This is a genomic window from Dysgonomonas sp. 521 (assembly GCF_010501055.1).
In the GTDB taxonomy this organism is placed as follows: Bacteria; Bacteroidota; Bacteroidia; order Bacteroidales; family Dysgonomonadaceae; genus Dysgonomonas.
This window is the reverse complement of the sequence record NZ_QVMO01000046.1, coordinates 1-25,361: the sequence shown is the minus strand read 5'-3', so window position 1 is coordinate 25,361 and position 25,361 is coordinate 1. Positions and strand designations below refer to the sequence as shown.

The window sequence follows — 25,361 nt, the reverse complement described above, 5'->3', positions numbered from 1 at the left end:
GAAACGGGATGTTGTCCGAGCCGCAGGCGAGTTTCGTCCCGTTTAGCCGGCCAGCCGTTGGTGGGTCGCCGAGGGACAAAGCACTAGCCTTTTGCCTTCTTTTGGGCAATGCCAAAAGAAGGGGCAAGCCCGGGAGGGCGCGGCAGTAGGGAGCTACGACTAAAGTATTTAGCCTAGGATAGCCGTTATGTAAAAAATATAAGAACGATTATATTAATCATATTTTCAACTACTGATTGACATTATTAATAATTTAATTGTTTAGAAGTATGAAAAGAGTAACATTTAATGTATCCTTTTTTATAAAAAGGGCAAACATTGATAGAAATGGGAAGCATCCATAATTCTAAAAGTAGCTGTTAGTCGAGAAAAAATTGAAACATCTATTAGTCTGAAAGTAAATCCTGACCTTTGGAATACTCAAACAGGAAAGTCTATAGGTAAGTCAATTTGTTAATTTCTATCTAACGAGTAATAATACTTCTACTTTATTGGGTGCAACTCTGGTTAGTGGAATGGGCTGACGTATGGGGATGTGGGGAAGTAACCCGTTGTAGTGTGTTTGCTACAACGGGTTATTTTTATTATTTATTAGGAGTATCCCATTTTTTTGTGTTTGTGGATACGATGTTCAGGGTTTGATTGCCGGTTTGGATGAGGAAGTCGCCCTCTTCGAGAATCCATTTACCGTCGTAACCAACGAAGGCGAAGTCAGAACCTTTTATGGTGAGACTGACGGTTTTTGTTTCGCCCGGTTGCAGTTCTATCTTTTCAAAAGCACGCAGACGGCGAACGTCCGGTGTTAACGAAGCGATCAGGTCACTGCTGAAAAGTAATACACTCTCTTTCCCTGCGCGAGAGCCTGTATTCTTTACATCTACAGTGAAGGTCAACAGGTCGTCGGCCGTAAAGTTTGTCTTATTTACTTTGAGGTTACTATAGGCAAATGTGGTATAGCTGAGGCCATAACCAAATGCCCATTGTACATTTACTACGGCGTCGTAGTTATAGGCTCCTTCCATCTGACGGCCGATGTGTTCGCTGGGTTTGTGATCGTATGTTACCAGTGAATTGATCTCTTTCGGATAGGTATAAGGCATCTTGCCGCTGAAGTTAACCTCCCCGGCTATAAGGTTTGCCAACGCTTCGCCTCCGTAGTTGCCCGGCAGCATGATGTTTACAACGGCTTTGGCCAATGGTTCAATATCAGCGATGAGCCGTGGTCGGCCTTCGTTCAATATTAAAATAATGGGCTTATTGGTTTTAGCCAGGGCTTTAACCAGACTGAGCTGGTTTTCGGCCAGAAAGAGGTTATTCAGGTTTCCCGGGGTTTCACAGTAAGAGTTCTCTCCAATACAGGCAATGATGTAGTCTACATTGGCTGCCGCAGCTACTGCTTTTTCTATTTCGGGTGTATTTTCTTCCCACCAGTTACCCCCTTGCTTATAAGTAACTCCGGCTTCATAGATGATATTTTCTGCTCCAAAGGTAGTCCTAAATGCTTCGAGGATGGTGTTGTAGTCTGCTGCACATTCATCGGCTTTATCCCCTTGCCAGGAGTACGACCAACCACCGTTTAACGTACGCATGGAGTTGGCGTTAGGTCCTGTAAGGAGTATTTTCTTACCTTTTGCCAATGGGAGGATATTGTCTGTGTTCTTCAACAATATCATCGACTCTTCAGCAGCTTTTAAAGCAACTGCCGCATGTTCGGCACCACCAAACAATGGAAAGTCTTTGTAGTCATAATACGGTTTCTCAAACAGATTAAGCCGGAATTTGAGACGCAATACACGTCGTACCGCATCGTCGATACGGCTCATCGGTACTTCGCCTTCCTCTACCAGTTCTTTCAGCAATGTACAGAAATTCCAGTCGTACGGCTCCATCGCCATATCGATACCTGCATTGATAGCCATCCGGATAGCATCTTTTTTATCTTTGGCAACACGGTCACGGGTGTATAGGTTGTTGATATCCGCCCAGTCGGTTACAATCATACCGTCCCAGTTCAGGTCTTCTTTCAGCCAGGTGGTTAACAACTCATAATTGGCATGGAAAGGCAGTCCGTTGTTCATGGCAGAGTTTACCATCAGGGAAAGTGCCCCGTTCCGAACCATTTCCAGATAAGGTGCAAAATGCTTTTCACGCATGTCCTGCAAAGTGATGGAAGAAGGAGTACGGTCTTTACCGGAAACAGGCACGCCGTATCCCATGTAGTGTTTGAGGCAAGCTGCTACATAGTTTGTACCAACATGGTTGGGATCATTTCCCTGAAAACCTAATACGGACTCACGACCCATTTCTGCATTCAGATAGGCATCCTCTCCGTAGCTTTCCCAGAGGCGTGGCCAGCGGGGATCACGTCCCAGGTCGGTTACAGGGGCATAAGTCCAGGGGATGCTTCCGGCTTTGGTTTCGTAGGCGGAAATGCGGGCACCCTCCCGTGTCAGCTCCCGGTTAAAGCTGGCAGCCATATTAATTCCCTGCGGAAAGAAAGTAGCTCCCTGGGTATAGTTCGCTCCATGTACCTGATCTACGCCATAGATACAGGGAATACCAATTTCTTCCATAGATTTTTCCTGAATACGTTTAATTACTTCCTGCCATTTGGCCGGTGTCTGTGCTACGCCGTTGGGTACATTCAGAATGGAGCCTACTTTGTATTTACCGATTACATTATCCAGTTTGGCTTCGTCAATCTGAAAACCTTTGGCTCCTTCGATGCCCATGATGCGCATATAGATTTGCATCATTGTTTCCTGTGAAGGCATCTCGCCGTTCAATTTGAATTCCTCTTCAATATTATATTTTTTGAGGATATTTTCCAGATCCGTAATCTGCATGTTTGCTGGATTGATACCGGCAAAAGGGTTTTCACGTTGCTGGATAGCGTCGATGGCAAGCTCGCACATCTGTCCCACCTTTTCATCGAGCGTCATTTTTTTTAGTAACGCTTCCACTTGTTGCTCTATCTTTTCATCCCGCGGGATGGCTGGTGCAACAGTTGTTTGTGCCGTAGCAGCCAATATGGAGCCTGCTGCCAGAAATGATAATAAAATACGTTTCATTTTATACTATTTAAATGGATTTAAATTCCTTATCTTTTCAACCGGCGGATATCTGCCTGAAGTTTTAGTATATCTGTTGTTTTCTCTTTCGAAGCAGTAGCTTCTGCCTGTAAAGTAGCCTTTATGTCACGTGATGAAGAGCCAACGAGGAAAGTATACTTACCGGCATCTGTTACCCAGGTCGAAGATGCTTCGTCGTAAGACGCCAGATCGTAAGATTTTACGGTCAGATGAATGGTTGCCGTTTCGCCGGGTTTTAACTCCCGGGTTTTGGCAAACGCTTTCAACTCTTTGGCCGGTTTATTCATACCGGCGGCATCAGGAGCAGTTACATACAATTGTACGATTTCTTTTCCGGCTGCCGGGCCTGTGTTTTTCACATCTACAGAAACAGTAAAGATACCATTTTCTGTTTTAATAGCCGCATTAGTATATTCAAATGTGGTATAGGATAAACCATAGCCAAACGGATAAGAAACCTGTTTGTTGAAGGTGTCGAAGTAGCGATAGCCTACGTAGATGTCTTCTTCGTAGTTGGTATAGTCCCAATCTTTTATTTCTGTTTTTTTCTCTCCCGGATTTCCAAAATCCATACTACTCATAGCGCCATCCGTTGGGAAGTTTGCAGAAGATATATCGTCTGTATATTTTGCCGGGAATGTCATAGTTAGTTTTCCGGAGGGGGATGATTTTCCACTCAGTACATCGGCTACACTGTTTCCACCTTCTTGTCCCGCCTGCCATGCACAAAGAATTGCGTCGGGGAGGTCTTTCCATGAAGCGGTTTCGATGACGCCACCGATATTTAGTACTACTATTACTTTTTTGCCGGCGGCATGGAATGCTTTGCATACGTTTTGTAATAGTGTGTATTCTTCTTTCCGGAGGTTGAAGTCGTTGATGGTACGGTCCACGAATTCGCCGGAAGTGCGTCCCAGAGTGATGAGGGCAATATCGGATAGCTCTACCTGTTCCCGTAGCGTTTCAGCCGAAGGTAACAGTTCCGTAGGACGTGACAGGGGAAGGAACATAGCCATTTTGTTGGTATCGCCGGGTTTGTTGCGTTTGTTCTCGTTTATTATATGTTGTTCATACAGTTGCTTCAACTCTTCGTTGAGTTCATAACCTGCGTTTTTCAATCCATCCAATAAAGAGACAGTATACGCCCGGTTCACATTTCCCGAACCGGTTCCTCCTGCAATGAAATCATATGAAGTACATCCGAATAAGGCTACCTTTTTTACATCTGCCGTGAGCGGAAGCGCCTGGTTGTTATTTTTCAATAATACCATTCCTTCGGTGGCCGACTGGCGGGTTACGGCAGCATGCGCCTGCAGGTCAGGTTTATTGGAATATTGGTATCCTTTAAAGCGAGGTGTCTGCAAAATTATTTCAAGAATACGTTTTACGTTACGGTCAAGGATGGTCTCATCAAGTGTTCCGTCTTTTACCCCTTGCAAAATAGCTTCATATTGTTTATCTGTACCCGGTTGCAGCATATCATTGCCTGCCTGCATTTGTGCTATGGGGTCTTTTCCTCCAAACCAGTCGGTCATTACCATTCCGTTAAAATCCCATTCGTTGCGCAGGAGGGTGGTGAGTAGTTCTTTGCTTTCGGAGGTATACACACCGTTAAGATAATTATAAGAAGACATCACGGTCCAGGGAGCGGACTCTTTCACAGTAATTTCGAATCCTTTGAGGTATATTTCGCGTAGGGCACGGGATGATACCCGGGCATCTACTTGCATGCGGTTGCTTTCCTGATTGTTGACAGCGTAATGTTTGATGGAAGTTCCTACACCGTTGCTTTGTACGCCACGTACGTAGGCTGCTGCTATTTTACCGCTTATTATGGGGTCTTCTGAGTAATATTCGAAGTTGCGCCCGCAAAGTGGGTTGCGATGGATATTGAGTGCCGGAGCTAATAGTATATCGGCTCCATATTCCAATGCTTCGTTGCCTATGGCTTTACCTACTTCTTCTACTAATTCCTGATTCCATGTGGAGGCTAACAGGGTTCCTATGGGGAAGTGGGTACAATAGTAAGTAGCCGCATCGCCCTCACGTGTGGGGTTTATGCGTAGTCCGGCAGGGCCGTCAGCGAGTACTACTGCGGGGATTCCGAGGCGTGGTATTGGGTAGGTGGTACCGGCTGCTCCCGGTACCAGATTTTTTGTTTCACCAACTACTGCACTATCTCCTGTGAAGCCTGCCATACCGGTTCCTACTACGAGGCGGACTTTTTCTTCGAGGGTCATAGAGCTGATTACCTGGTCGATGGGGGCTTTACCCAGTTGGGGTAGTCCCGAACTGCAGGCATACAGGGCGGCTATGAGTATTATTGATATGATTTGCTTTTTCATGCGATGTGTACATTAGTTGAATAATTGGGGCGCGAATTCCGTGAGGTAGATGCGCCAGTTGTCCCAAGTATGACCGCCTCCGCTTTCTCTGTATGTATACTTAAAGCCTATTTCGTCCATTTTCTTCATACTGTCGACAACGCCTTTGTACAGGAAATCCGTCGTACCACAAGCAATCCAATATAACTTAAAGCCGTTCTTTTTCTGTACTTCCAGTTTTTTTACAAATTCATCCTGAGCTTTCTGCACATCTTCTGCGTTCGGGTTACCCATTGCCATCATCGATGCTAAAGGAGGAGCCGAGAATATTCCAACGAAATCGAACGTATTCGGGTATTGAGCTGAGATAGCCGAAGAATGCATTCCACCCATCGACAGACCTGCTATGGCACGATTTGCTTTACCTCCTTTGACTCTGTAATTGGCTTCCACGAATTTCATGATGTCGCCGAAACTATCTTCCATACTTGCCACAGCTTCTCTTGGACCGCCACCCATAGCGGGGGTGTATGCACGGTTTGTTTCTTCAGGCGATGCTGTATTTTGGGTGTGCCCGTTAGGCATAACAACAATCATAGGCTTGGCTTTTCCTTGCGCAATCAGGTTGTCGAGTATCTGAGCCGTGCGTCCAAGAGCTATCCATGCTTCTTCGTCGCCGCCCGAACCGTGCAGCAGATAAAACACAGGGTAAGATTGATTACCGCTCTCGTACCCGGGAGGAGTGTAAATAGTCATCCGGCGTTCCTCTTTCAGCGTGGGACTGTTGTACCATCTTCGTGCCACCGTTCCGTGGGGAATAGTGTTTACACTGTATAAATTACCTTTTTCGCCTTTGATGATGAAAAGGTTGGTTATCGAGGCCACGTCGCGTTTCATCATTATGTTGCCGGGGTCGTTTATCTGCAATCCGTCGACAATGAAGGTGTAACTGTACAGTTCGGATGCCAGAGGTTCGGGAGTAGTGAATTCCCATACTCCGTCTTTTTGTGTGAGTTCGGCTACGCCGGGAGCGTCGAATTGGCCGTAGGGGGTGTCCATTTTTTGTGTAGGCAGGAAGTCGCCGGTTATTTGCACGTTTGTTGCTCCGGGTGCTTTGAGGCGGAAGGTGACGGTATTGTCATTGTGTATTTCGGGTGAAATCACGGGTGCGCCTCCCCAGAGGGCTTGTTGTGCAAAGGTTGCTACATGTATCAGCATTATAGCTGAAAGGATTAAAATCTTTTTCATTTTTATTCTTTTTATGTTGTTTGATACTATTTTTTTATGGAGCGCAGATTGCTCAAAGTTCGCAGTTTTTTTTCTTATTTTTTATTTTCATTCTTTTTTTAGAGGGTGTGTCATAAGTATTTTTCCATATCTATTTACATACGCTCCGCTCCTGTGACCGTTGGTTGTCATGTTGAACGGAGTGAAACATCCCGTATCTAGTAGGTCGAGATTCTTCGTTGCACTCAGAATGACAAAGAGAGTAACAATTTGACTGAGATGTTTTACTTATGACACACCCTCCTGATTTTTTTATGTTTATTTCTTGTTATTTTCCGAAGCTACGGCTTACGAATGGGAGAATGAGGTAGAGTCCTGAGTGCCAATACTCATTGTCGTGTCCGCCGTCACGTACACGGAACTGGCATGGGATGTGGTTCGCACGCATTGCCCGGAAGAAGTCTATGTTGGTATCGAGCAGGAAATCATCATCTCCGCAATCTACGAACCATTGGATGGTGCGCAGTTGTTGTTTCTGGGTGTCGTTTGCTCCTGCTACGTAGGCGATGCAATTATGCTGCTGTACAGAGCGGATGAGGTGTGCCATCTTTTCTTTGCCGTCGGCGGGTAGTCCGGGAGGTGCCGGCATGTCCGGTAGAGTCATGCCTGAGCTTATGGCATATACGGCGCAGTACATATCGCTATAGCGCTGTGCATATCCGGTTGCACCATTGGCTCCCATGGATAGTCCGGCTATGGCGCGATTTTGTTTGTTTGCTTCTACACGGTAGGTACTTTCTATATAGGGTAGGAATTCCTTATAGAAAAAGTCTTCGTAGGACCATCCGGGCATATTGTAGTAGCCGTTCCATGCTCCCTGGGCGAAGTCTCCTCCTGCATTGGGGCTTACGATAATCATTTCGGTTGCTTCGCCGGAGGCTACCAGCCGGTCCATGACATCTTTGGCTCGCTGGCCTTCAAACCAACCGGTGTTTGTCCCTCCCATACCATGGAGCAGATAGAGGATGGGGTATTTGCGGGTTGTTTCTGTGTCGTAGCTCTTTGGGAGATAGATTGTGTAGGCTCTGTGTGTTTCCAGCACTTTGCTGTAAATACTATCTGTTACCACTTTGCTTTGGGGGCCCCATCCGGGATATTGTGCATTTGCCTGCCATGTGAATGAGGCAATAAATAACAATAGGATTATTTTCTTCATTTTGTTTTATTTTTTAGTAAGATTTGAAGCTTGTCAATAGGATGAGGTGATTGTTGAAAATCTGATATTGATAGCTCCTGTTCCGGTTTCTCCAGTGGCTGTTATTGTTTGCAGTCCGGCGCCTGAGTAGCTGTATAGCAGGTCGCCATCTATTCCTTGTACTACTGAGATTATGATGGTTCCGCCGGTAAGGTACTGGTTGGTTCCTTTGCTGTCCACATAGTAGCTTCCGCCGGCCATTCCCCAGTCTGGATATGCCCATCCGCTGTCTATTAACCCGGGGGTTATGGCACTACCCTGTATGGTGTATGTGCCTGGTAATTCGGCTATTGGCGTGTCGCTGTTGTTTATGAGGTCTAATTGGGCTGCCTGTATTCCTTTGGGGTCGTTGATAATGAGTGTGTATTTGGTGACTCCGGGGTGTAAAGTAGGGTTGCCCATTTCGTCGTAGCTTGCAACGGGTGATGTATACACGCTGGTGGTATATCCGCTTGGCTCGGGGTCGTCTTCTCCTTCTTCAAAGGTTATTGATCCTTTGTAGTTGCATTTGATGGTTTTACCGCCGTTTGTTTCCAACAGACCTACTATGAAGTAGGTGTTATCAATTCGTGTTACTTCAAGGTCGCCACTTTCAATAGTTGCCGTTGCCGAGCCTGTGTTGCCTTGCAGGGTGGCTGTGTATTGTTTGTCGGCTGTGGCTGCCTGAGCGAGGGTATATATTCCTTGCTGTAGTGTCCACTCAAGACTTGCGACGGTGAGAGCGAGCTGGTTTCCGCTTTCGTCTGCAAGTGTTATGTGGAGGGCTTTGATACCTTTTGATAATTTTTCTGTTGTTTGGTTTTCTACTTTTGTGAAGTTGTACCTGTCCATTTCATACTGGCCTGTGAGATTAGATATGGACTCTTCACTACATCCGGTGAGGATGTAGAGAGCCAGTAATGTTAATATGGGATATATTTTTTTCATTTTTATTTTTGTTTTTGAGTGTTTACCAATTTTCATTTTGTTGCATGTTAGGATTTAAGTCCAGTTCTTTGCGTGGAATGGGGAGTAATTTATGTTTTGCTTTGAAGCCGTAGGTGGTGTTTGTGAAGAGGGGTTCTACTCCGGTTGCCGAGAAGGCTAGGATTTCTTTTCCCTGTTCGCCCATTGCTGTTTCTGCATCTCCCCATCGTACGAGGTCTTGGAAGCGTACGCTTTCGAGGCATAGTTCGAGGCGTTTTTCTTCTTTTATGTCTTTCAACGTGACGGATGAGAGTGGTGTGAGTTGTGCCCGTGTACGTATCTGGTTGATGTATCTGAGGGCTTTCTCACTGCTTCCTGCCTGTACGTGCGCTTCGGCTGCCAGCAGTAGGACTTCGGCGTAGCGCATTACACGCAGGTTGATGTATTGGAGTGACTGGAAGTAGGAGGCGTCGTATACGCAGTCTTCCTGTAGGGCGCGGTTTTTCCACATGAACAGGCTTTCGTGTCCTATCATGCTAGCTCCGGGTTGTATACTGATTCCAAATTCCATCATTTGCTGATAGGTGCGCATTGTACTGTTGAGACGGTAGCCATTTTTACCCTCCATAGCAACAAAGGCATTATATAAGGTTTTGCGTGGGTTCATGAATCCGTAGGTTCCCTGTGCGATGACGTTGAGTGCTTCGCCTGTGGTGTTGAGTTTGTCGCTTCGCCAGCCTTGCATGAGGAAGGTCATGGTGCCCACATTCCATATTTGTTCGGCGTCATTGCGTTTTTGTACTTCCAGCATAGATTCGCTGCTGCCGTCGGCTACGGCGTGTAGTAGCATGTCGTATTGGCCCTGGTAGAGGTTGTATTTTCCGGATTCGATTACCTGGTCGAGTATGGTGGCGGCTTCGGTGTTTTTGCTCTGGAACAGGTAGGCTTTTCCGAGTATGGCTTGTGCAACTTCTTTCGTTATACGTATGCCTGTCTCGGGGTCGTTTACGTTTGTTTTGGAGGGTAATGCACCGGAGTTGATAGCATCGCTCAAGTCCTTCTCTATAAACGTCCACATCTCTGCCGGTGTGCTATTGCCCAGACGGTATTCGTCCGGAGCTAGCAGGTGGTCGACAACGGGGGCTGTTCCGAACAGTGTTACCAGTTCGAAGTTTGCCCATGCCCGAAAGAATCTGGCTTCTGCTACTGCCCGCTTTTTTTGATCTGTATCGGGTTCGAGCAGGTCGATGATGAGGTTTGCTTTGTAGATGATTTTGTACATATCTGAATAGAGGTCTGTTATCATTGCATGGTCTGTGTCGAAGGTGTATTCGTTGAGTTGTTCCATGCTGGCATTGTCGCCACGCGAACCGCCGCCACACCAGATGTCGTCGGCAAGCAGATTTTTCGTATAGAACCAGTTGTAGTAGCCATCTCCCCATGTGTTGTAGAGGGAAGCGATAGCCTGAAGGGCATCGGCATCCGTTTTATAAAAGTCTTTCTGGCTTCCCATGTTCCCATGTTTGGGTATATCTAGTCGGTCTTCGCAACTGTAATTGAAAATTAACAGTAAACCCAGCAGGGTCATATATATGTATTTTGTTTTCATTTTTTTGTATCAATTTGAGATTTATTAAAATTCGATGTTAAAGCCGAGTACGACTTTTTTAGATGAGGGGTAAGAGCCTTTGTCTACACCCATACCTGCTGTGTTGTTAGCTGCTGCTTCAGGATCAAAACCCGGATATTTGGTAAAGGTGAAGAAATCGTCAAGTGAACCATATATACGCAGATTGCTAATGAATGCTTTTTCCATCCATTTTTTTGGAAATGTGTATCCTATCTGCATCTGCTTGATCTTGAAGAACGAACCGTCGTATACTAATGCATCGGATACTTGATATTTGTCCATATTATTAGCTCCGGCCCGGGGTACTGTACCTGTTGGGTTATTGGCTGTCCAACGATTGTCATAGAACACTTCTTTGAGTTTATTAGATGCCGCGTAGTCGGGACGGTTGATGCAGTTGAAGATATCATTGCCTTGTGACCCGGTTCCGAAGATGGTAAGGTCGAGACCTTTCCATGCGGCAGTCAGGGTAATACCGTAAGTAAAGTCGGGGATTGCATCGCCAATATAATCCAGGTCGCCATCGTTGAGGTTGCCACTATTGTCTAAGTCGTGGAAAGTAGGGTCACCGGTTTGTGGGTCGATACCTTTGAATTTGTATCCACGGAAATAATATACGGGATATCCCTGTTCGAAGTAGGTTATTGTACTGGTGTGGAAATTTACTCCACTGAGCCGAGTGATGGATGGGTCGATATAAGTTACTTTGTTTTTTAGTGTGGCTAGGTTTCCACGAATGGCATAAGTAAAGTCTCCAATATTGTCGCGCCAGCCCAATTCAAATTCCCAGCCTTTGTTGGTTACATTTCCGGCATTCATGGGCGAGGTAATTCCGCCTATGATTAAAGAGGGGGTTGTTCCGGTTACCAGCAGGTCTTTTGTCTTTTTCTCAAAGTAATCGAGGCTGAATGTTAACCTGTCTTTGAGGAAACGGGAGTCGATACCGATATTGATTTGCTCGGAGGTTTCCCATTTTAACTTATCGTTTCCCATAGTAGAGGGAGATACTCCTGTCACATAGTTGTTATCTAATACGAAGGGGTAAATATTACCCAATGCCATATCTGTGCTGTATGGGTAGTTTGCGAGCGCAGCCAGGCTTCCGTTTTGTCCCCAGCTGGCACGGAGTTTGAGACTTGAAATCTGCTTTTTTATGGGTTCAAAGAAAGATTCTTCGGAGATAGTCCATCCGGCAGAAACAGCGGGAAAGTATCCCCAGCGGTTGGTGGAAGGAAGGAGGGCGAGGTCAGCTGCGTCTGCACGCAGAGAAGCCTGTATCATATAACGGTTGTCGTATTCATAACCGATACGTCCGAAGTAGGAGTATTTGGCCGAACGTAATTTTTCTCCGGCTACTCCTTTGGTGGCTGAGGCTGAGCCGTAGTTGAGGAAGTAGAATAACGGGTCGTTTTTTTTCAGGGCATCTTCATCGTTAGCAGAGAGACTTCCGTAAACATAATCGCTTGTTGATTCCTGATAGGACATACCTGCCATTCCGCTGATGGTATGGTTGCCGAAAGTGTGCGTATAGTTGGCAAAGTTTTCCCACTGATAATAAATATTAGTTGTAGATGTGGCATTATGGCCTACATAATCACGGCTCTGGACAGAATTGCCATAGAAAGGCAAATCGGTTGCGGACTGGCGTGTGCCACTGAGGCGATAGCCCAAACGGGATGTGAAGGTGAATCCTTTGATGGGATTGAAATCGGCATAGATAGATCCGTTTATATTGAAACCGCTGGATTTGCCAATATTGTTATCACGCATAATCATAGGATGGTATTGCTCGCCGGCATAGAATTTGGATACTGCAAAGTAGTCTCCATTTTCATTTTTCAATAGTTGTTTACCGCTATTTAAAGCGTTTAACATATTTGACGGTAAATCTTTGTAAGTGTAGGTGTCAGGCGTGAGAGGATCGAGCTGAAGGATAGATGTTAACAGACTTCCATATTCATTGTTGGTGGATACATTGCGTACACTGTATTTTTCAACCTGATTGGTAGTACCTACTTTTAGCCAGGGCTTTATCTGGTATTCCGAATTGATGGCAGCTGTGAGCCGATTATATACGTCGGCTTTTCCTTTTACAATTCCATCATTATTGAGATATGTGAGGGATAGGTAGTAGTTTCCTTTGTCATTTCCATTTGTAAAGGAGATATTGTGTTTTTGCATGTTGCTGTTTTCAAACGCTACATCTGTCCAGGCTGTGTTGGTGGTCCCGTCCCAGTTTTTGAGCAGGAAGTCGCGGGTAAAGGTATTGGATTCTACCATATAATCGATGTATTGTTCGGCATTAAGCATTTTGGGAATACGTGCCAGAGATTGAGAAGACCACTGGAAGTCGTAAGTAATTTTTCCCTGACCGGCTTTTCCTTTTTTAGTGGAGATAAGGACGACGCCATTTCCGGCTTCCGCTCCGTAAATGGCAGCTGAAGCTGCGTCTTTCAGTACTTCCATAGAAGCAATGTCATTGGGGTCTATGCCGCTGATGTCGCTAAGGCGTACTCCATCCACTACATATAGCGGGTTGGAAGAGGCATTTGAGGAGTAACCACGCACACGCACTGTTGGGGATGAGCCTGGGGCGGCAGATGTCTGAATGACCTGCACACCTGCAGTTTTTCCTTGCAGGGCTTGTTGCGCATTACTAATAGTACGGTTTTGTATATCTTCAGGTTTTACCTGCGATATAGCTCCTGTTACCGAGCTTTTTTTCTGTACTCCATAACCTACTACCACAACTTCGCCGAGTGCCTGGATATCTTCTTTCATCGTAATATCCGTCACTCGGGACGTAGCCGGCATCTCTATGGCAATGTAGCCCAAGTAGGAGAATACGATGGTGGCGCCTTGTTGTACAGAGAGAGCGTAGTTTCCGTCGATGTCGGTGATTACTCCGTTTGTGGTACCTTTTTCAACTACGCTTACCCCGATCAGGGGTAGGGCTTGTTCGTCTGTTACCTTACCTGATACCTTTATGAGTTCCTGCGCCGAGAGAAAAGGCACAGCTATCATAAGAAGAAGTGTTGTAAAGAATGTCTTTTTTCTGGATTTGTTTTTCATAATCTTTTTAAATTATTAATTAGACTTATTTTTTTAGTACAAGACAAAAAATATTGAAACCGGTTTGAAAAGCCTGTATATATGTAGATGCCATTTTCGAGGTGTCCGGCTACTTTGCCGTATTCTGTTTGTGCAGAGGCTGTTATTTCATGGCTGCATATCCGGTTTATTTTGCATGCCTGTGGGTTTGCTACATGCTGTGCAAATGAGGAGTGTGAATGTTGTTGCCTGTAGGAACCAGCTTTTCATGTTGTTTATTTTTTTACATTATTGTATCTGCAATATTAGTGTATCCCTGTGAAGGTGTGTGTTTGATTTATTCAGATGTTTTGTCTGTAGGTTTAAAGTGGTTGTTCTGTGCGTTTAAATATTTGTCTATTGGTTCAAATTATGTTGCAGAGCAGGTTTTATGTAAGTTTTTATCTTTATATTCGCATTATACCAATTGTATTTTGTATGCACGTAACCCGGTTTTTTCTACTGTTTTTTTGTGTGTTTGTTTCCTGTGTGTCTGCTGACTCTGTATCCGAAGAGTTTGCCGGACCGGAGATTCCGGTTATCGCCGGTAGTATTTCGAACCAGAAGATTACGGCTATTGCCGAGGATGCGCAGGGATATATCTGGCTGGGGAGTTTCCGGGGGCTGAACAGGTATAATGTGCATGAGTTTCATCAGTATTTTTGTACGGATGACTCGCTGGGTATTCCTGATAATCAGATAACGGATATTTTACTTGATTCGAAGAAGCGTTTGTGGATAGCGACAGTTAATGGTGTGTGTTTGTATACGGATAAGGATAATTTCCGGTTGGTGCCTATGAGGTTTACTGATAAGAATGTGCAACAGTTGGTAGAGGATAAGGAGGGGCGTATCTTTTGTAAGACGATGACACAGCTTTATGTTTATAATCCGGATACGGGTGAGATTGACAGGGAGGTTGTTAATCCCGTGCCGGAGGGAAATTATTTCATAAGGTGTTATGTGGATGCAGAGAATAATCTCTGGGTGTCGGGTCCGGCTGCTTTGCTTTGCTATAATCCGGCTACTTTGCAGTTGAAGGATTCTTTTGCTGTAGAAGGCTCTCCGTATTGTTCTTATTTGCATAATAACGAGTTATGGTTGGCGGGTAATCATTCTGTTTCTGTTTTTGATATCCGTATGCGTTGTTTTAAGGAGGTGCCAGAGGTAATAAAGGGGCATCCGGTGCTGGCTAATGCTGATATTGATTATATTCATCCGTATGCGAATAATTGTTTGTTGCTGAATACATCTAAGGATGGAATGTTTTGCTATAATTATATGGAGAATGTGGTGATGCATGAGGGTGAGAATGATTTTCCTTTCGAAGTACCACGGTTTAAGATTAGTAAAATGTTTACGGATTCGCAGCAGAATTTGTGGATTGGTTCGGAGGATCAGGGATATACTGTCCGGTATCATTATAAGGAGCGTTTTAATACGAATAATTACCTGCGTTCAAGTATGGAGAATAAGTCGGTAGTGTCGGTTGCTGCCGGGACAGACCGGAAGTTGTGGATTGCGACTTTGATGGATGGAGTGTTTGTTTATGATTTGGAGAGCCGGCAGATTAGTGCGATTGATATCGAAAGTTTGTTTATTCAGGACAGGCAGAAGGCTTTTTTTGTAAATCAGATTTTTGTAGATAATGATAATGCGGTGTGGATGTCGGCTACTAATCATGAGGTTTTGAGGTGCAGATATGTGAATGGCAGATTGCAGGTGGAGGAACGTTTTTATATTCATGCGCCTATGTCTATTTCGCAGGGTGCTGACGGGACTATCTGGATAGGTACGGGTTCTGTCTTTGTGCATGCTTTGCAAAAGGGTGAAAAGAGTTTCCGTGCTATTCAGGTTTTTGAAGGCTTTACTTTTATTCCGGGTTTGTTGCCACGGGGTAGTGAGTTGATGATGGCGGCTTTTAACCAGCCTTTGAAGTTGATTGATACAGAGAGTGAGAAGGTGCGCGAGGTGGCTGTCCCGGAAGAGGATATGGCGGTGTGTGTGCGCCGTTCGGTGCTGATTCCGACTGTGTTGTATGAGGATAGCCGGGGGAATGTATGGATGGGTACGTTAAGTAACGGGCTGATGTGTTATAACCCTTCTACCGGCAGGATGAGACCTGTTCCCGGTACGGCTTGTCCGGATATTTCGGGTATAGAGGAGGATGCGCAGGGGCATTTGTGGATAAGTACGCAATATGGGCTTAGTAAGTATGACCCGACTACGGAGCGGTTTACTAATTATTATACGATGGATGGTATTGGCGGCAATCAGTTTTATGACCGGGCTTCGTGCCGAATGCCTGATGGGATATTGGTTTTTGGCGGTACGCATGGCTTGACTTTTTTTAATCCGATTGATGTTCCGGTGAAACGTAGTATTCCGTTGTTGTTTGAAGATTTGAAAGTGCATAACCGGTTGATACATCCGCAGGATTTGCGGATAATTGACAGGCATTTGTCTTATGGTCCTGATATTCGGTTGGGGCATGACCAGAATAGTTTTAGTATTTCGTTTGCTGCGCTGGATTACTGTGAGTATGAGCGGGTGCATTATCATTATAAGATGGAGGGCTTTGATAAGTATTGGATTGATGCGCGCAATAACCGGGAGGCTTATTATGCGAATTTACCTGCCGGAAAGTATGTGTTTAAGGTGAAGGTTACGAATAGCAGTAATAGTATTATGGAGGCGGAGAGTTCTATCTGGGTGGTTGTCAGGCCTGCTCCCTGGCTTACCTGGTGGGCACTCTGTATTTATTTTCTGCTGGCTGCCGGTTTGTTTTTGGTGTTTTTGCGTGGTTTGTTGCGTATCCGGGCGGAGAAGGAAGCGACCCGGAGAGCTAAGCTGGAGAAGGAGCAGGAACAGCGGGTGAATTTGATGAATATGAGTTTTTTTGCCAATGTTTCGCATGAGTTCCGTACGCCGCTTACGATGATTACCGGACCAGTAACGCAGCTTTGTAATAATCCCGGTATAGATGGGGAGAATAAGAAGTTGCTTTATATTGTGCAGCGTAGTGTGGACCGTATGTTGAGGTTGGTGAATCAGTTACTGGATTTTAATAAACTGGAGAATGACACGTTGAAGCTGAAGGTGGTGCGGGGTGATATTATTGCCTGCTTGCAACGGCAGGTGGATGTATTCCGTGTGAATGCTGCGGATAAGGGTGTTTATTTGAATACGTATGGGCTGGAGGATACGTTTTTGCAGTGGCTGGATGAGGATAAGGTGGAGAAGATATTTGCGAATCTGTTGTCGAATGCGTTGAAGTTTACTCCTGCGGGCGGGAAGGTTAGTGTGTATTTTGATGTAATAACACATGAGGAAGCGGGACGGATTTTTGGGTTGAAAGAGAAAGATAGGGATTCTCAGTATGTGAAGGTTTCTGTGGCTAATACCGGGCAGTCTATTCCGGAGGAGTTGCAGGAGAAGATTTTTGAGCGTTATTACCAGGTGGAGAATCAGACGCAGGGAAGGTATAACTGGGGTACGGGTATTGGTCTTTATTATGCGCGAAGCCTCGCTGAATTGCATCATGGGTATATTAAGGCGGGGACTCCTGAGGATGGTAACGGGGCTGTGTTTACTTTTATTCTTCCGGTGAATGATGTTTCTTATCCGAAGGAAGTGCGGAGTACGGAACAAGGCAGTCAGGCTGAAGTTTTTCCGCTTCCGGTGGCTGAGGTTGAAAAGGATGCTGAAGCGGTGGAGGAAGCGGACAGGAAGAAGACGATTCTGGTGGCTGAGGATGATACGGAGGTGTCTTATTATCTTAAGACGTTGCTGTCTCCATATTACCGGGTTGTGAATCGTTTTGATGCTGATAGCGCTTTGAAAGCGATGCAGGAGGAATTGCCTGATTTGGTGTTGAGTGATGTGGTGATGCCTGATAAGGATGGATACCGGTTTTGCCGGGAGATTAAGGATGATTTGCAGCTTTGCCATATTCCTGTTATTCTGGTTACGGCTAAGGCTACGGTGAAGAATCAGGTGGAGGGGCTGAATTGTGGTGCAGATGCGTATGTGACGAAGCCGTTTGAACCGTCTTATTTGTTGGCTCTTATTCACTCGCAACTGGCGAACAGGGAGAAAGTTCGTAGTTTGCTGGGTAAGGCTACGCAGACGGATAAGATTGCGGAGAATGTGCTTTCTCCTCATGATAATGCTTTTATGACTGACCTTTACCGGCTGATGGAGAATGAACTTTCGAATCCGGAGTTGGATATTGCGCGTATGACTGAGATGATGCTAATTTCGCGAACGAAGTTTTATTATAAGGTGAAAGGGCTGACAGGCGAGAATCCGAGTGTGTTTTTCAAGACTTATAAATTGAACCGTGCAGCAGAATTGATTTCAGAAGGGAAATATACTGTTTCGGAGATTGCTGATCTGACAGGATTTAGTACTCTTTCGCATTTTTCCCGCAGTTTTAAGAAGCAGTTTGGGGTGAGTCCGAGTGAGTATCGGTGATTTATCTGGTTTCTTTTCGGGCATGTCCGGGTGATATGCCGTATACTAAATTATGCGCTTATAAACTGTTTAAATTTTATTCGTTCAAATTTTTAGAATTGTTTTTGATATAATTTTTATTTCCACGGAGCGATAGTAGCGGGCTACTTGCGCTGAGTGAAAGATAAAATTAGCCGAAAACAAGCGAAGAACGAGCGAAGAACTCTTAACCTTTCCCTATGAAAAGAATTTGTGAAATTTCCTGACAGGCTCTAAATTCCTCCTCTTATAAAAACCATCTAAGTCGAATAGCTAAAATCAATAAAACCGAACCCCCTGTCTGTTTGTTTAAAGGTATTGGTAAAATAACTTATATAAATACCTAGTAACTGTTTAAATTTTATTCGTTCAAATTTAAACAGTTACCTAATATTAACAGAACAGAAAACCATGGAATTTGACCTTGCAATTATCGGCGGCGGCCCTGCCGGATATAATGCAGCGGAAAAAGCTGCTTCGAATGGGCTGAAAACAGTACTTTTTGAAAAAAAATATATAGGCGGAGTATGTCTTAACGAAGGCTGTATCCCAACAAAAACGCTTTTGTATTCGGCTAAGACACTGGACAATATCAAAACTGCAAATAAATATGGCATCTCTGTCGAAGGAGAAGCCACATTTGACATCGGTAAAATAATAAGCCGGAAAGACAAAGTTGTGAAAAAGCTGACTGCCGGTGTAGGTTTTAAACTCTCAGCCAATGGGGTTACCGTTGTCAACGGCGCGGCAACTATACTGGGGGATGAAAACGGGACGATCCGTATCTCTAGCGGGAATGAAACTTATTCTGTAAAATATTTACTTCTCAGCACAGGTTCCGAAACCGTGATCCCTCCTATCAAAGGATTATCCGAAATAGAGTATTGGACATCGAAAGAAGCCTTGGAATTTAAGGAACTGCCTAAATCTTTGGCTATCATCGGAGGTGGTGTGATCGGAATCGAGTTTGCCTCATTTTTCAATAGTATGGGCGTAAATGTGAATGTAATAGAAATGCTGCCTGAGATACTGGGCGCGATGGATAAGGAAACTTCAGCGATGCTCCGTGCTGACTATGCGAAGAAAGGCGTCAAATTCCATCTGAATACAAAAGTCACAGAGGTTACAAAAAGCGGAGTGACAGTTGAAAAAGATGGTAAGACAGAAACCATAGAGGCTGATAAGATTCTGGTAAGTGTAGGGCGCAGGCCTATTATTAAAGGCTTTGGACTCGAAAAGCTGAATATAGAGCTACTGAAGAATGGGATAAAAGTAAACGAATATATGCAGACCAGTCATCCGCAAGTTTACGCAGCCGGCGATGTTACTGGCTTTTCTTTGTTAGCCCATACCGCTATACGCGAGGGGGAAGTTGCTATTAGCCATATCCTGGGCGAGGAAGACAAAATGAGCTACAAAGCTATCCCCGGCGTGGTATATACAAATCCCGAAATAGCGGGAGTAGGGAAGACCGAAGAAGAACTGACCGCCAATGGCGAACCTTTTCGCGTATTGAAATTACCGATGGCGTATGCCGGGCGATTTGTAGCGGAAAATGAGACCGGCAACGGGCTTTGTAAGATCATCGTTGACAGCAATGAGCGTATTATCGGATGCCACATGCTCGGTAATCCTGTCTCCGAACTTATTGTGATAGCAGGTATCGCTATCGAAAACGGCGACACTGTCGAAGAATTCCGGAAGCATGTTTATCCGCACCCTACTGTCAGTGAAATTATACACGAAGTATTATTTTCGTAACCATAGTAACAATTAAAAAATAACTTGGTGTATTGGGTTATAAAGGAAAAAACTCCGCGTTACTCCTTTTACTCCGTGGTTAAAAAATTAAAACTCCTTGTTATTTTTTATCATTACATAAGATGATTTGTATTAACAATACATATACCGATGCCTATTTCAATCTGGCTGCCGAAGAATATTTATTGAAGAATTTTTCGGAAGATATATTTATGTTGTGGCAGGACGAGCCATCCGTTATCGTTGGCAAATACCAGAATGTATTCGCTGAAATCAACCTTGATTATGTAGAAAAGAATAACATAAAAGTAGTAAGGCGTTTTTCGGGAGGCGGTACGGTATTCCACGATATGGGAAACCTCAACCTGACCTTTATCGAACGGAACAACAATGTCAGTTTCGACAGGTTTACCGAACGTATTATCTCCATCTTGTCTAAATTAGGCATTCATGCCGAAACGGATGCGCGGCGGGCTATAAATATCGATGGGTTGAAGATTTCAGGCAGTGCGCAATGCGTACACAGGGACAGGGTAATGTATCATGCGACACTCCTTTTTTCATCCAATCTCGATAGCCTTGTTTCCACATTGGAAGGAGACTCCAAACAGCTGGATAGTAAGACGGACAACAGGATATATGTAAAGTCGGTAAAAAGTCCCGTGACAAACATACTCGAACATCTGGACAGGCCGGTGGATATCATGTATTTCAAGCGATATATAATGGATTATTTCCTTATGGAAAATGCTGATAATGAAATTTACAAATTCTCTGAACCGGATATTTCGGCAATAAACACCCTGATGGAGAGCAAATATGCCACGCGGGAGTGGAACTTTAACGGCAAAAGCCCTGTAAATCCCACTACGGCAACCCATAATGTGATATAAAATAGTGTAAACAGGTCTGTGACCTTAATAACTGTTTAAATTTTATTCGTTCAAATTTTTAGAGATGTTTTAGAGATGTTTATTTACATACGCTTCGCTCCTGTGACCGCTGGTTGAGTTGAGAGAAAGGAAAAAACAGCCGAAAACAGACTAAAAATGAACGAAGAAAAAGATATAATGAAATATTCGTATAAAATTTAAACAGTTACTTAATTATAACAATATATAAACCATGTCAAAATTCGAAATAAAAATGCCCAAATTGGGCGAAAGTATTACAGAAGGGACCATTATTTCGTGGTCGGTCAAGGTAGGCGACACTATCAACGAAGACGATGTCCTCTTTGAAGTGAACACGGCAAAAGTGAGCGCGGAGATTCCTTCGCCTGTTGCCGGAAAAATTCTTGAAATACTGTTCAAAGAAGGCGATACAGTAGCAGTAGGTACGGTTGTTGCCGTTGTACAGCTCGAAGGAGAAGAAGAGGATGCTCCTGCGCAAGCTCCGTCTCCGTCTAAACCGGAAGAACAAAGTACGCCTGCCGCTCAACCTGAAGAAAACGCACCTTCTGCCGTACCTGCGCAGGTGAAAGATGAAAAAGTAACGAAAGGCACGGAAGAGAAATGGTACTCGCCTGTGGTTTTACAGAAGGCAAGGGGAGCCCGCATCAGTCAGGATGAACTGAACGCGATACCCGGAACCGGTTATCTAGGGCGTTTGAGTAAACGTGATATTGAGAAATATATCGAAAACAAAGGAAAGGATATCCCGGCTGCCAAACCGCTAGAGAAAGAGAAAACTGTTTCTACCCCTGCGGCAACACAGCAGGATAATGCGCCGAAAGCCGCGCCTGTGCCTGTCGCTGCCGGAGACGAAGTTATCGCAATGGATCCTGTACGCCGCATTATTGCCGACCGCATGACGGCATCCAAGAAAATATCTCCTCACGTTACCAATGTGATAGAAGTGGACGTTACCAAACTGGTACGCTGGCGCGAACAGCATAAAGATGAGTTCAAAAAGCGTGAAGGTATCAGCCTCACATATATGCCTGCCATAGCCGAAGCCGTAGCAAAGGCCTTGAAAGATTATCCACGGGTAAACTCCTCGGTAGATGGATATAATATCATCGAAAAGAAGCATATAAATGTAGGCGTAGCCGTATCGTTAAGTGATGGGAATCTTATCGTTCCGGTGGTAAAAGACGCGGATAAACTGAGCCTTAGCGGTCTTGCATCGGCTATCAGTACAATGGCTGATAAGGCGCGCAGGAATAAGTTGATGCCGGACGAAATACAGGGAGGCACATTTACGATTACCAACTTCGGCTCTTTCAAGAGTATTTTTGGTACGCCTATTATCAATCAGCCCGAAGTAGCCATTCTGGGTGTGGGTATTATAGAGAAGAAGCCCGCAGTGGTAGAAACCCCTGAAGGCGATGTGATTGCCATTCGCCATAAGATGTACTTGTCGCTGTCTTACGACCACCGTGTGATAGACGGTATGCTTGGAGGTAACTTCCTGTACCGCATTGCTGAATATTTGGAAAACTGGAATGGATAACTTGTAACAGACAAAAAATGAAAAAGTACGATATAAAAACCACAGATAAAGAAACGTTGAAAAAATGGTACCACCTGATGACGTTAGGCCGTGCCATTGACGAAAAAGCTCCGGCATACCTGTTGCAGTCACTCGGGTGGTCTTACCATGCGCCTTATGCAGGGCACGATGGCATACAGCTAGCTATCGGGCAGGTGTTTACCAAAGAGGAGGATTTTCTTTTCCCGTATTACAGAGACATGCTTACCGCTCTTTCCGCGGGGATAACAGCAGAAGAACTTATTCTTAACGGTATTTCCAAAGCCACCGATCCTGCAAGTGGAGGACGCCACATGTCGAATCACTTTGCGAAGCCTGAATGGCACATAGAGAATGTATCGTCTGCTACTGGTAATCACGACCTGCACGCTGTAGGTGTGGCGCGCGCCATATCTTATTACAAGCGTAAAGGGGTCGCTATCGCTTCGCATGGCGAATCGGCTACATCCGAAGGCTATGTGTACGAAGCCATTAACGGGGCAACGAAAGAAAAGCTGCCTGTGATATTTGTCATTCAGGACAATGGTTACGGTATATCCGTGCCGAAGAAAGACCAGACAGCAAACCGTAAGGTGGTGGATAATTTCACAGGGTTCAAAAACCTGAGGATAATGCATTGTAACGGTAAGGATGTGTTCGATTCGATGAATACAATGGCAGAAGCCCGTGAATATGCGATAGAAAACCAATTGCCTGTACTTGTACACGCTAACTGTGTACGTATCGGTTCACACTCCAATTCGGATAAACATACATTGTACAGGGACGAAAACGAACTGGAATATGTAAAGGATGCCGATCCGTTGTTGAAATACCGCCGGATGCTGTTGCGTTATAAACGCTTTACGGAGGAAGAACTAAAGGAAATAGAAGCCGGAGCTAAAAAAGAACTAAGCGCGGCGAATAAAAAAGCGCTTGCCGCACCTGATCCGGATCCGGGATCTATTTTCGATTTCGTAACGCCAGAACCGTATCATCCACAAAAGTATGTGGATGGAACCCATAGTGAAGAAGGGGAGAAGAAAAATCTGGTAACGGCTATAAACGAAACATTGAAAGCCGAATTCCGTCACAATCCCGATACGTTCCTGTGGGGGCAGGATGTGGCCAATAAAGACAAAGGAGGTGTGTTCAATATCTCGAAGGGGATGCAACAGGAATTCGGGGAAAAACGTGTATTCAATGCCCCGATAGCCGAAGATTTTATTGTAGGTACGGCAAACGGAATGAGCCGTTTCGACCCCAAAATACGTGTCGTGATAGAAGGCGCGGAATTTGCCGATTACTTCTGGCCTGCGATGGAACAGTTTGTGGAATGTACGCACGACTATTGGCGCAGTAACGGAAAGTTCTCGCCTAATATAACATTGCGCCTTGCTTCGGGTGGTTATATCGGTGGTGGTATGTACCACTCACAGAATCTGGAAGCTACCTTCTCTACATTGCCCGGTGTACGTATTGTATATCCTTCATTTGCCGATGATGCCGCAGGTCTTTTGCGAACAAGCATGCGTTCCGAAGGATTTACGGTTTTTCTTGAACCCAAGGCGCTGTATAACTCAGTAGACGCGGCAACTCCGATTCCTGACGACTTTGAAGTGCCATTCGGAAAAGCCCGCATCCGCCGTCAGGGAAAAGACCTGACTATTATTACTTACGGTAATACAACCCTGTTTAGCCTTGCCGTGGCCGAACACCTTGCAAAAGAGGGCTGGGATGTGGAGGTTATCGATATACGTTCTTTGGTGCCGCTGGATAAAGAAACAATCTTCGAATCGGTGAAGAAGACGAGTAAAGTGCTTGTTGTTCACGAAGACAAGGTGTTCTCTGGTTTTGGTGCCGAAATAGCTGCCATGATCGGTACGGAGATGTTCCGGCATTTGGATGCGCCGGTACAACGTGTCGGCTCTACTTTCACACCTGTCGGGTTCAATCCGATATTGGAGAAGGCAGTGCTTCCGAATGAAGAACGAATCTACGAGGCCGCTAAAAAATTACTGGAATTCTAAAAGCCCGGGGTGTCTCAAAAGTAAAACATCTCTGTCAAATTGTTACTTTCTTTGTCATTCTGAGTGCAACGAAGAATCTCGACCCTCCAGATACGAGATATTTGGCTCCGCTTTGCTCTGCCGATTTTCAATTCACTCCGTTCAATATGACAACCAACGGTCACAGGAGCGGAGCGTATGTATATAGATATGAAAAAATACTTTTGAGACACCCTCTTATAAAAAATATTAATAATGTAACCCTTTTCCTCCCCTTTTGGGAGGCTAGGAGGGGCCAATAATAAAATAACAATGAAAAAGGTAGGATTATTTTATGGTACGAGTACCACTAAAACAGCTACGATCGCCAAGAAAATAAAGGAAGCATTCGGAGATGTTCAGATTGATATTATTCCGGTTGAAGATGCGTGGAAAAAAGATTTTGAAAGCTATGACAACATTATCGTGGGGGCAGCCACCTGGTTCGATGGCGAACTGCCGTCTTATTGGGATGAGTTAAAGCCCGAACTGGAATCTCTGAAGATGAAAAATAAAAAAGTCGCTATTTTCGGATTAGGCGATCAGGTCAAATACGCGGACAACTTCATTGATGGAGTAGGCATTTTAGCCGAAACATTCGAGTCTGTGGGTGCAAAAGTTGTAGGATTTACCTCAGTTGATGGCTATGAATTCGGAAATTCGCGGGCGCTCAGGGATGGCAAGTTCCTGGGCTTAGCCATAGATTTTGAGAATCAGGCTAAAAAGACCGATGAACGTATAAAGAACTGGGTGGAACAACTGAAAAAGGAATTCAGCTAAACGCTTGTAAGTACTCAATAAAAATTAATGACGTGTTATTTGTCATGCTGAGTGCTCATTATTTACCAATAAACCAAACGATAATGACGATAAAAATCTTTTCTTTGAAAAAAACTCATGGCAGTGTAGCACCAGTTCAACTAATGTTAATATACTTGCTGTTGAGTCTTGCTTCAAAGAAAGGTAGACCAAATATTGGTGATTCTCTTGATAAAAAGAATAATTCCCGGATGGTAGCATACTTGCATTTTATGCCTGTTTACTTCTTTGAGCCATGAGTTT

The 25,361-nt window shown here is 44.7% G+C and carries 13 protein-coding genes; 6 read left to right on the top strand and 7 right to left on the bottom strand.

The window, feature by feature from the left end; translation table 11 throughout:
• Positions 1–584: 584 nt before the first annotated feature.
• The 7 genes from D0T84_RS13365 to D0T84_RS13335 form a co-directional block, all read right to left on the bottom strand.
• The gene (locus D0T84_RS13365; RefSeq protein ID WP_163308363.1) at positions 585–3,071 is read right to left on the bottom strand and encodes a glycoside hydrolase family 3 N-terminal domain-containing protein; all 2,487 of its coding nucleotides are present in this window, start codon (positions 3,069–3,071) and stop codon (positions 585–587) included.
• Positions 3,072–3,100: 29 nt separating this feature from the next.
• The gene (locus D0T84_RS13360) at positions 3,101–5,437 is read right to left on the bottom strand and encodes a glycoside hydrolase family 3 protein (protein WP_163308362.1); all 2,337 of its coding nucleotides are present in this window, start codon (positions 5,435–5,437) and stop codon (positions 3,101–3,103) included.
• Between the two features lie 12 nt (positions 5,438–5,449).
• A complete protein-coding gene (locus D0T84_RS13355) occupies positions 5,450–6,664 on the bottom strand; it encodes an esterase (RefSeq protein WP_163308361.1) in 1,215 nt (404 codons plus the stop codon).
• Between the two features lie 307 nt (positions 6,665–6,971).
• Positions 6,972–7,859, bottom strand: coding sequence for an esterase family protein (locus tag D0T84_RS13350; protein ID WP_163308360.1), 888 nt, complete (start codon positions 7,857–7,859; stop codon positions 6,972–6,974).
• Between the two features lie 33 nt (positions 7,860–7,892).
• On the bottom strand, positions 7,893–8,825 hold the full coding sequence (locus tag D0T84_RS13345) for a hypothetical protein (RefSeq protein ID WP_163308359.1): 933 nt from the start codon (positions 8,823–8,825) through the stop codon (positions 7,893–7,895).
• 22 nt (positions 8,826–8,847) lie between these two features.
• Positions 8,848–10,413 carry a RagB/SusD family nutrient uptake outer membrane protein gene (locus D0T84_RS13340; RefSeq protein ID WP_163308358.1) on the bottom strand — a complete coding sequence of 522 codons (1,566 nt, stop codon included), beginning with the start codon at positions 10,411–10,413 and terminating at the stop codon, positions 8,848–8,850.
• Positions 10,414–10,437: 24 nt separating this feature from the next.
• Positions 10,438–13,506 carry a TonB-dependent receptor gene (locus tag D0T84_RS13335; RefSeq protein WP_163308357.1) on the bottom strand — a complete coding sequence of 1,023 codons (3,069 nt, stop codon included), beginning with the start codon at positions 13,504–13,506 and terminating at the stop codon, positions 10,438–10,440.
• 456 nt (positions 13,507–13,962) lie between these two features.
• Here D0T84_RS13335 and D0T84_RS13330 point away from each other — a divergent pair, with 456 nt between their 5' ends.
• The 6 genes from D0T84_RS13330 to D0T84_RS13305 all read left to right on the top strand — a co-directional run bounded on the left by D0T84_RS13330 (position 13,963) and on the right by D0T84_RS13305 (position 25,079).
• Positions 13,963–18,000 carry a hybrid sensor histidine kinase/response regulator transcription factor gene (locus D0T84_RS13330; protein WP_163308356.1) on the top strand — a complete coding sequence of 1,346 codons (4,038 nt, stop codon included), beginning with the start codon at positions 13,963–13,965 and terminating at the stop codon, positions 17,998–18,000.
• Between the two features lie 429 nt (positions 18,001–18,429).
• Positions 18,430–19,779, top strand: a complete 1,350-nt coding sequence (gene lpdA / locus D0T84_RS13325; protein ID WP_163308355.1) for a dihydrolipoyl dehydrogenase — start codon at positions 18,430–18,432, stop codon at positions 19,777–19,779.
• A 122-nt stretch (positions 19,780–19,901) separates the two neighbouring features.
• A complete protein-coding gene (locus tag D0T84_RS13320) occupies positions 19,902–20,672 on the top strand; it encodes a lipoate--protein ligase family protein (protein WP_163308354.1) in 771 nt (256 codons plus the stop codon).
• A 232-nt stretch (positions 20,673–20,904) separates the two neighbouring features.
• Complete coding sequence (locus D0T84_RS13315) at positions 20,905–22,233, top strand: dihydrolipoamide acetyltransferase family protein (protein ID WP_163308353.1); 1,329 nt, start codon at positions 20,905–20,907, stop codon at positions 22,231–22,233.
• A 17-nt stretch (positions 22,234–22,250) separates the two neighbouring features.
• Complete coding sequence (locus tag D0T84_RS13310) at positions 22,251–24,281, top strand: thiamine pyrophosphate-dependent enzyme (protein ID WP_163308352.1); 2,031 nt, start codon at positions 22,251–22,253, stop codon at positions 24,279–24,281.
• A 291-nt stretch (positions 24,282–24,572) separates the two neighbouring features.
• On the top strand, positions 24,573–25,079 hold the full coding sequence (locus D0T84_RS13305; RefSeq protein WP_163308351.1) for a flavodoxin: 507 nt from the start codon (positions 24,573–24,575) through the stop codon (positions 25,077–25,079).
• The last annotated feature ends 282 nt before the right edge of the window (positions 25,080–25,361 follow it).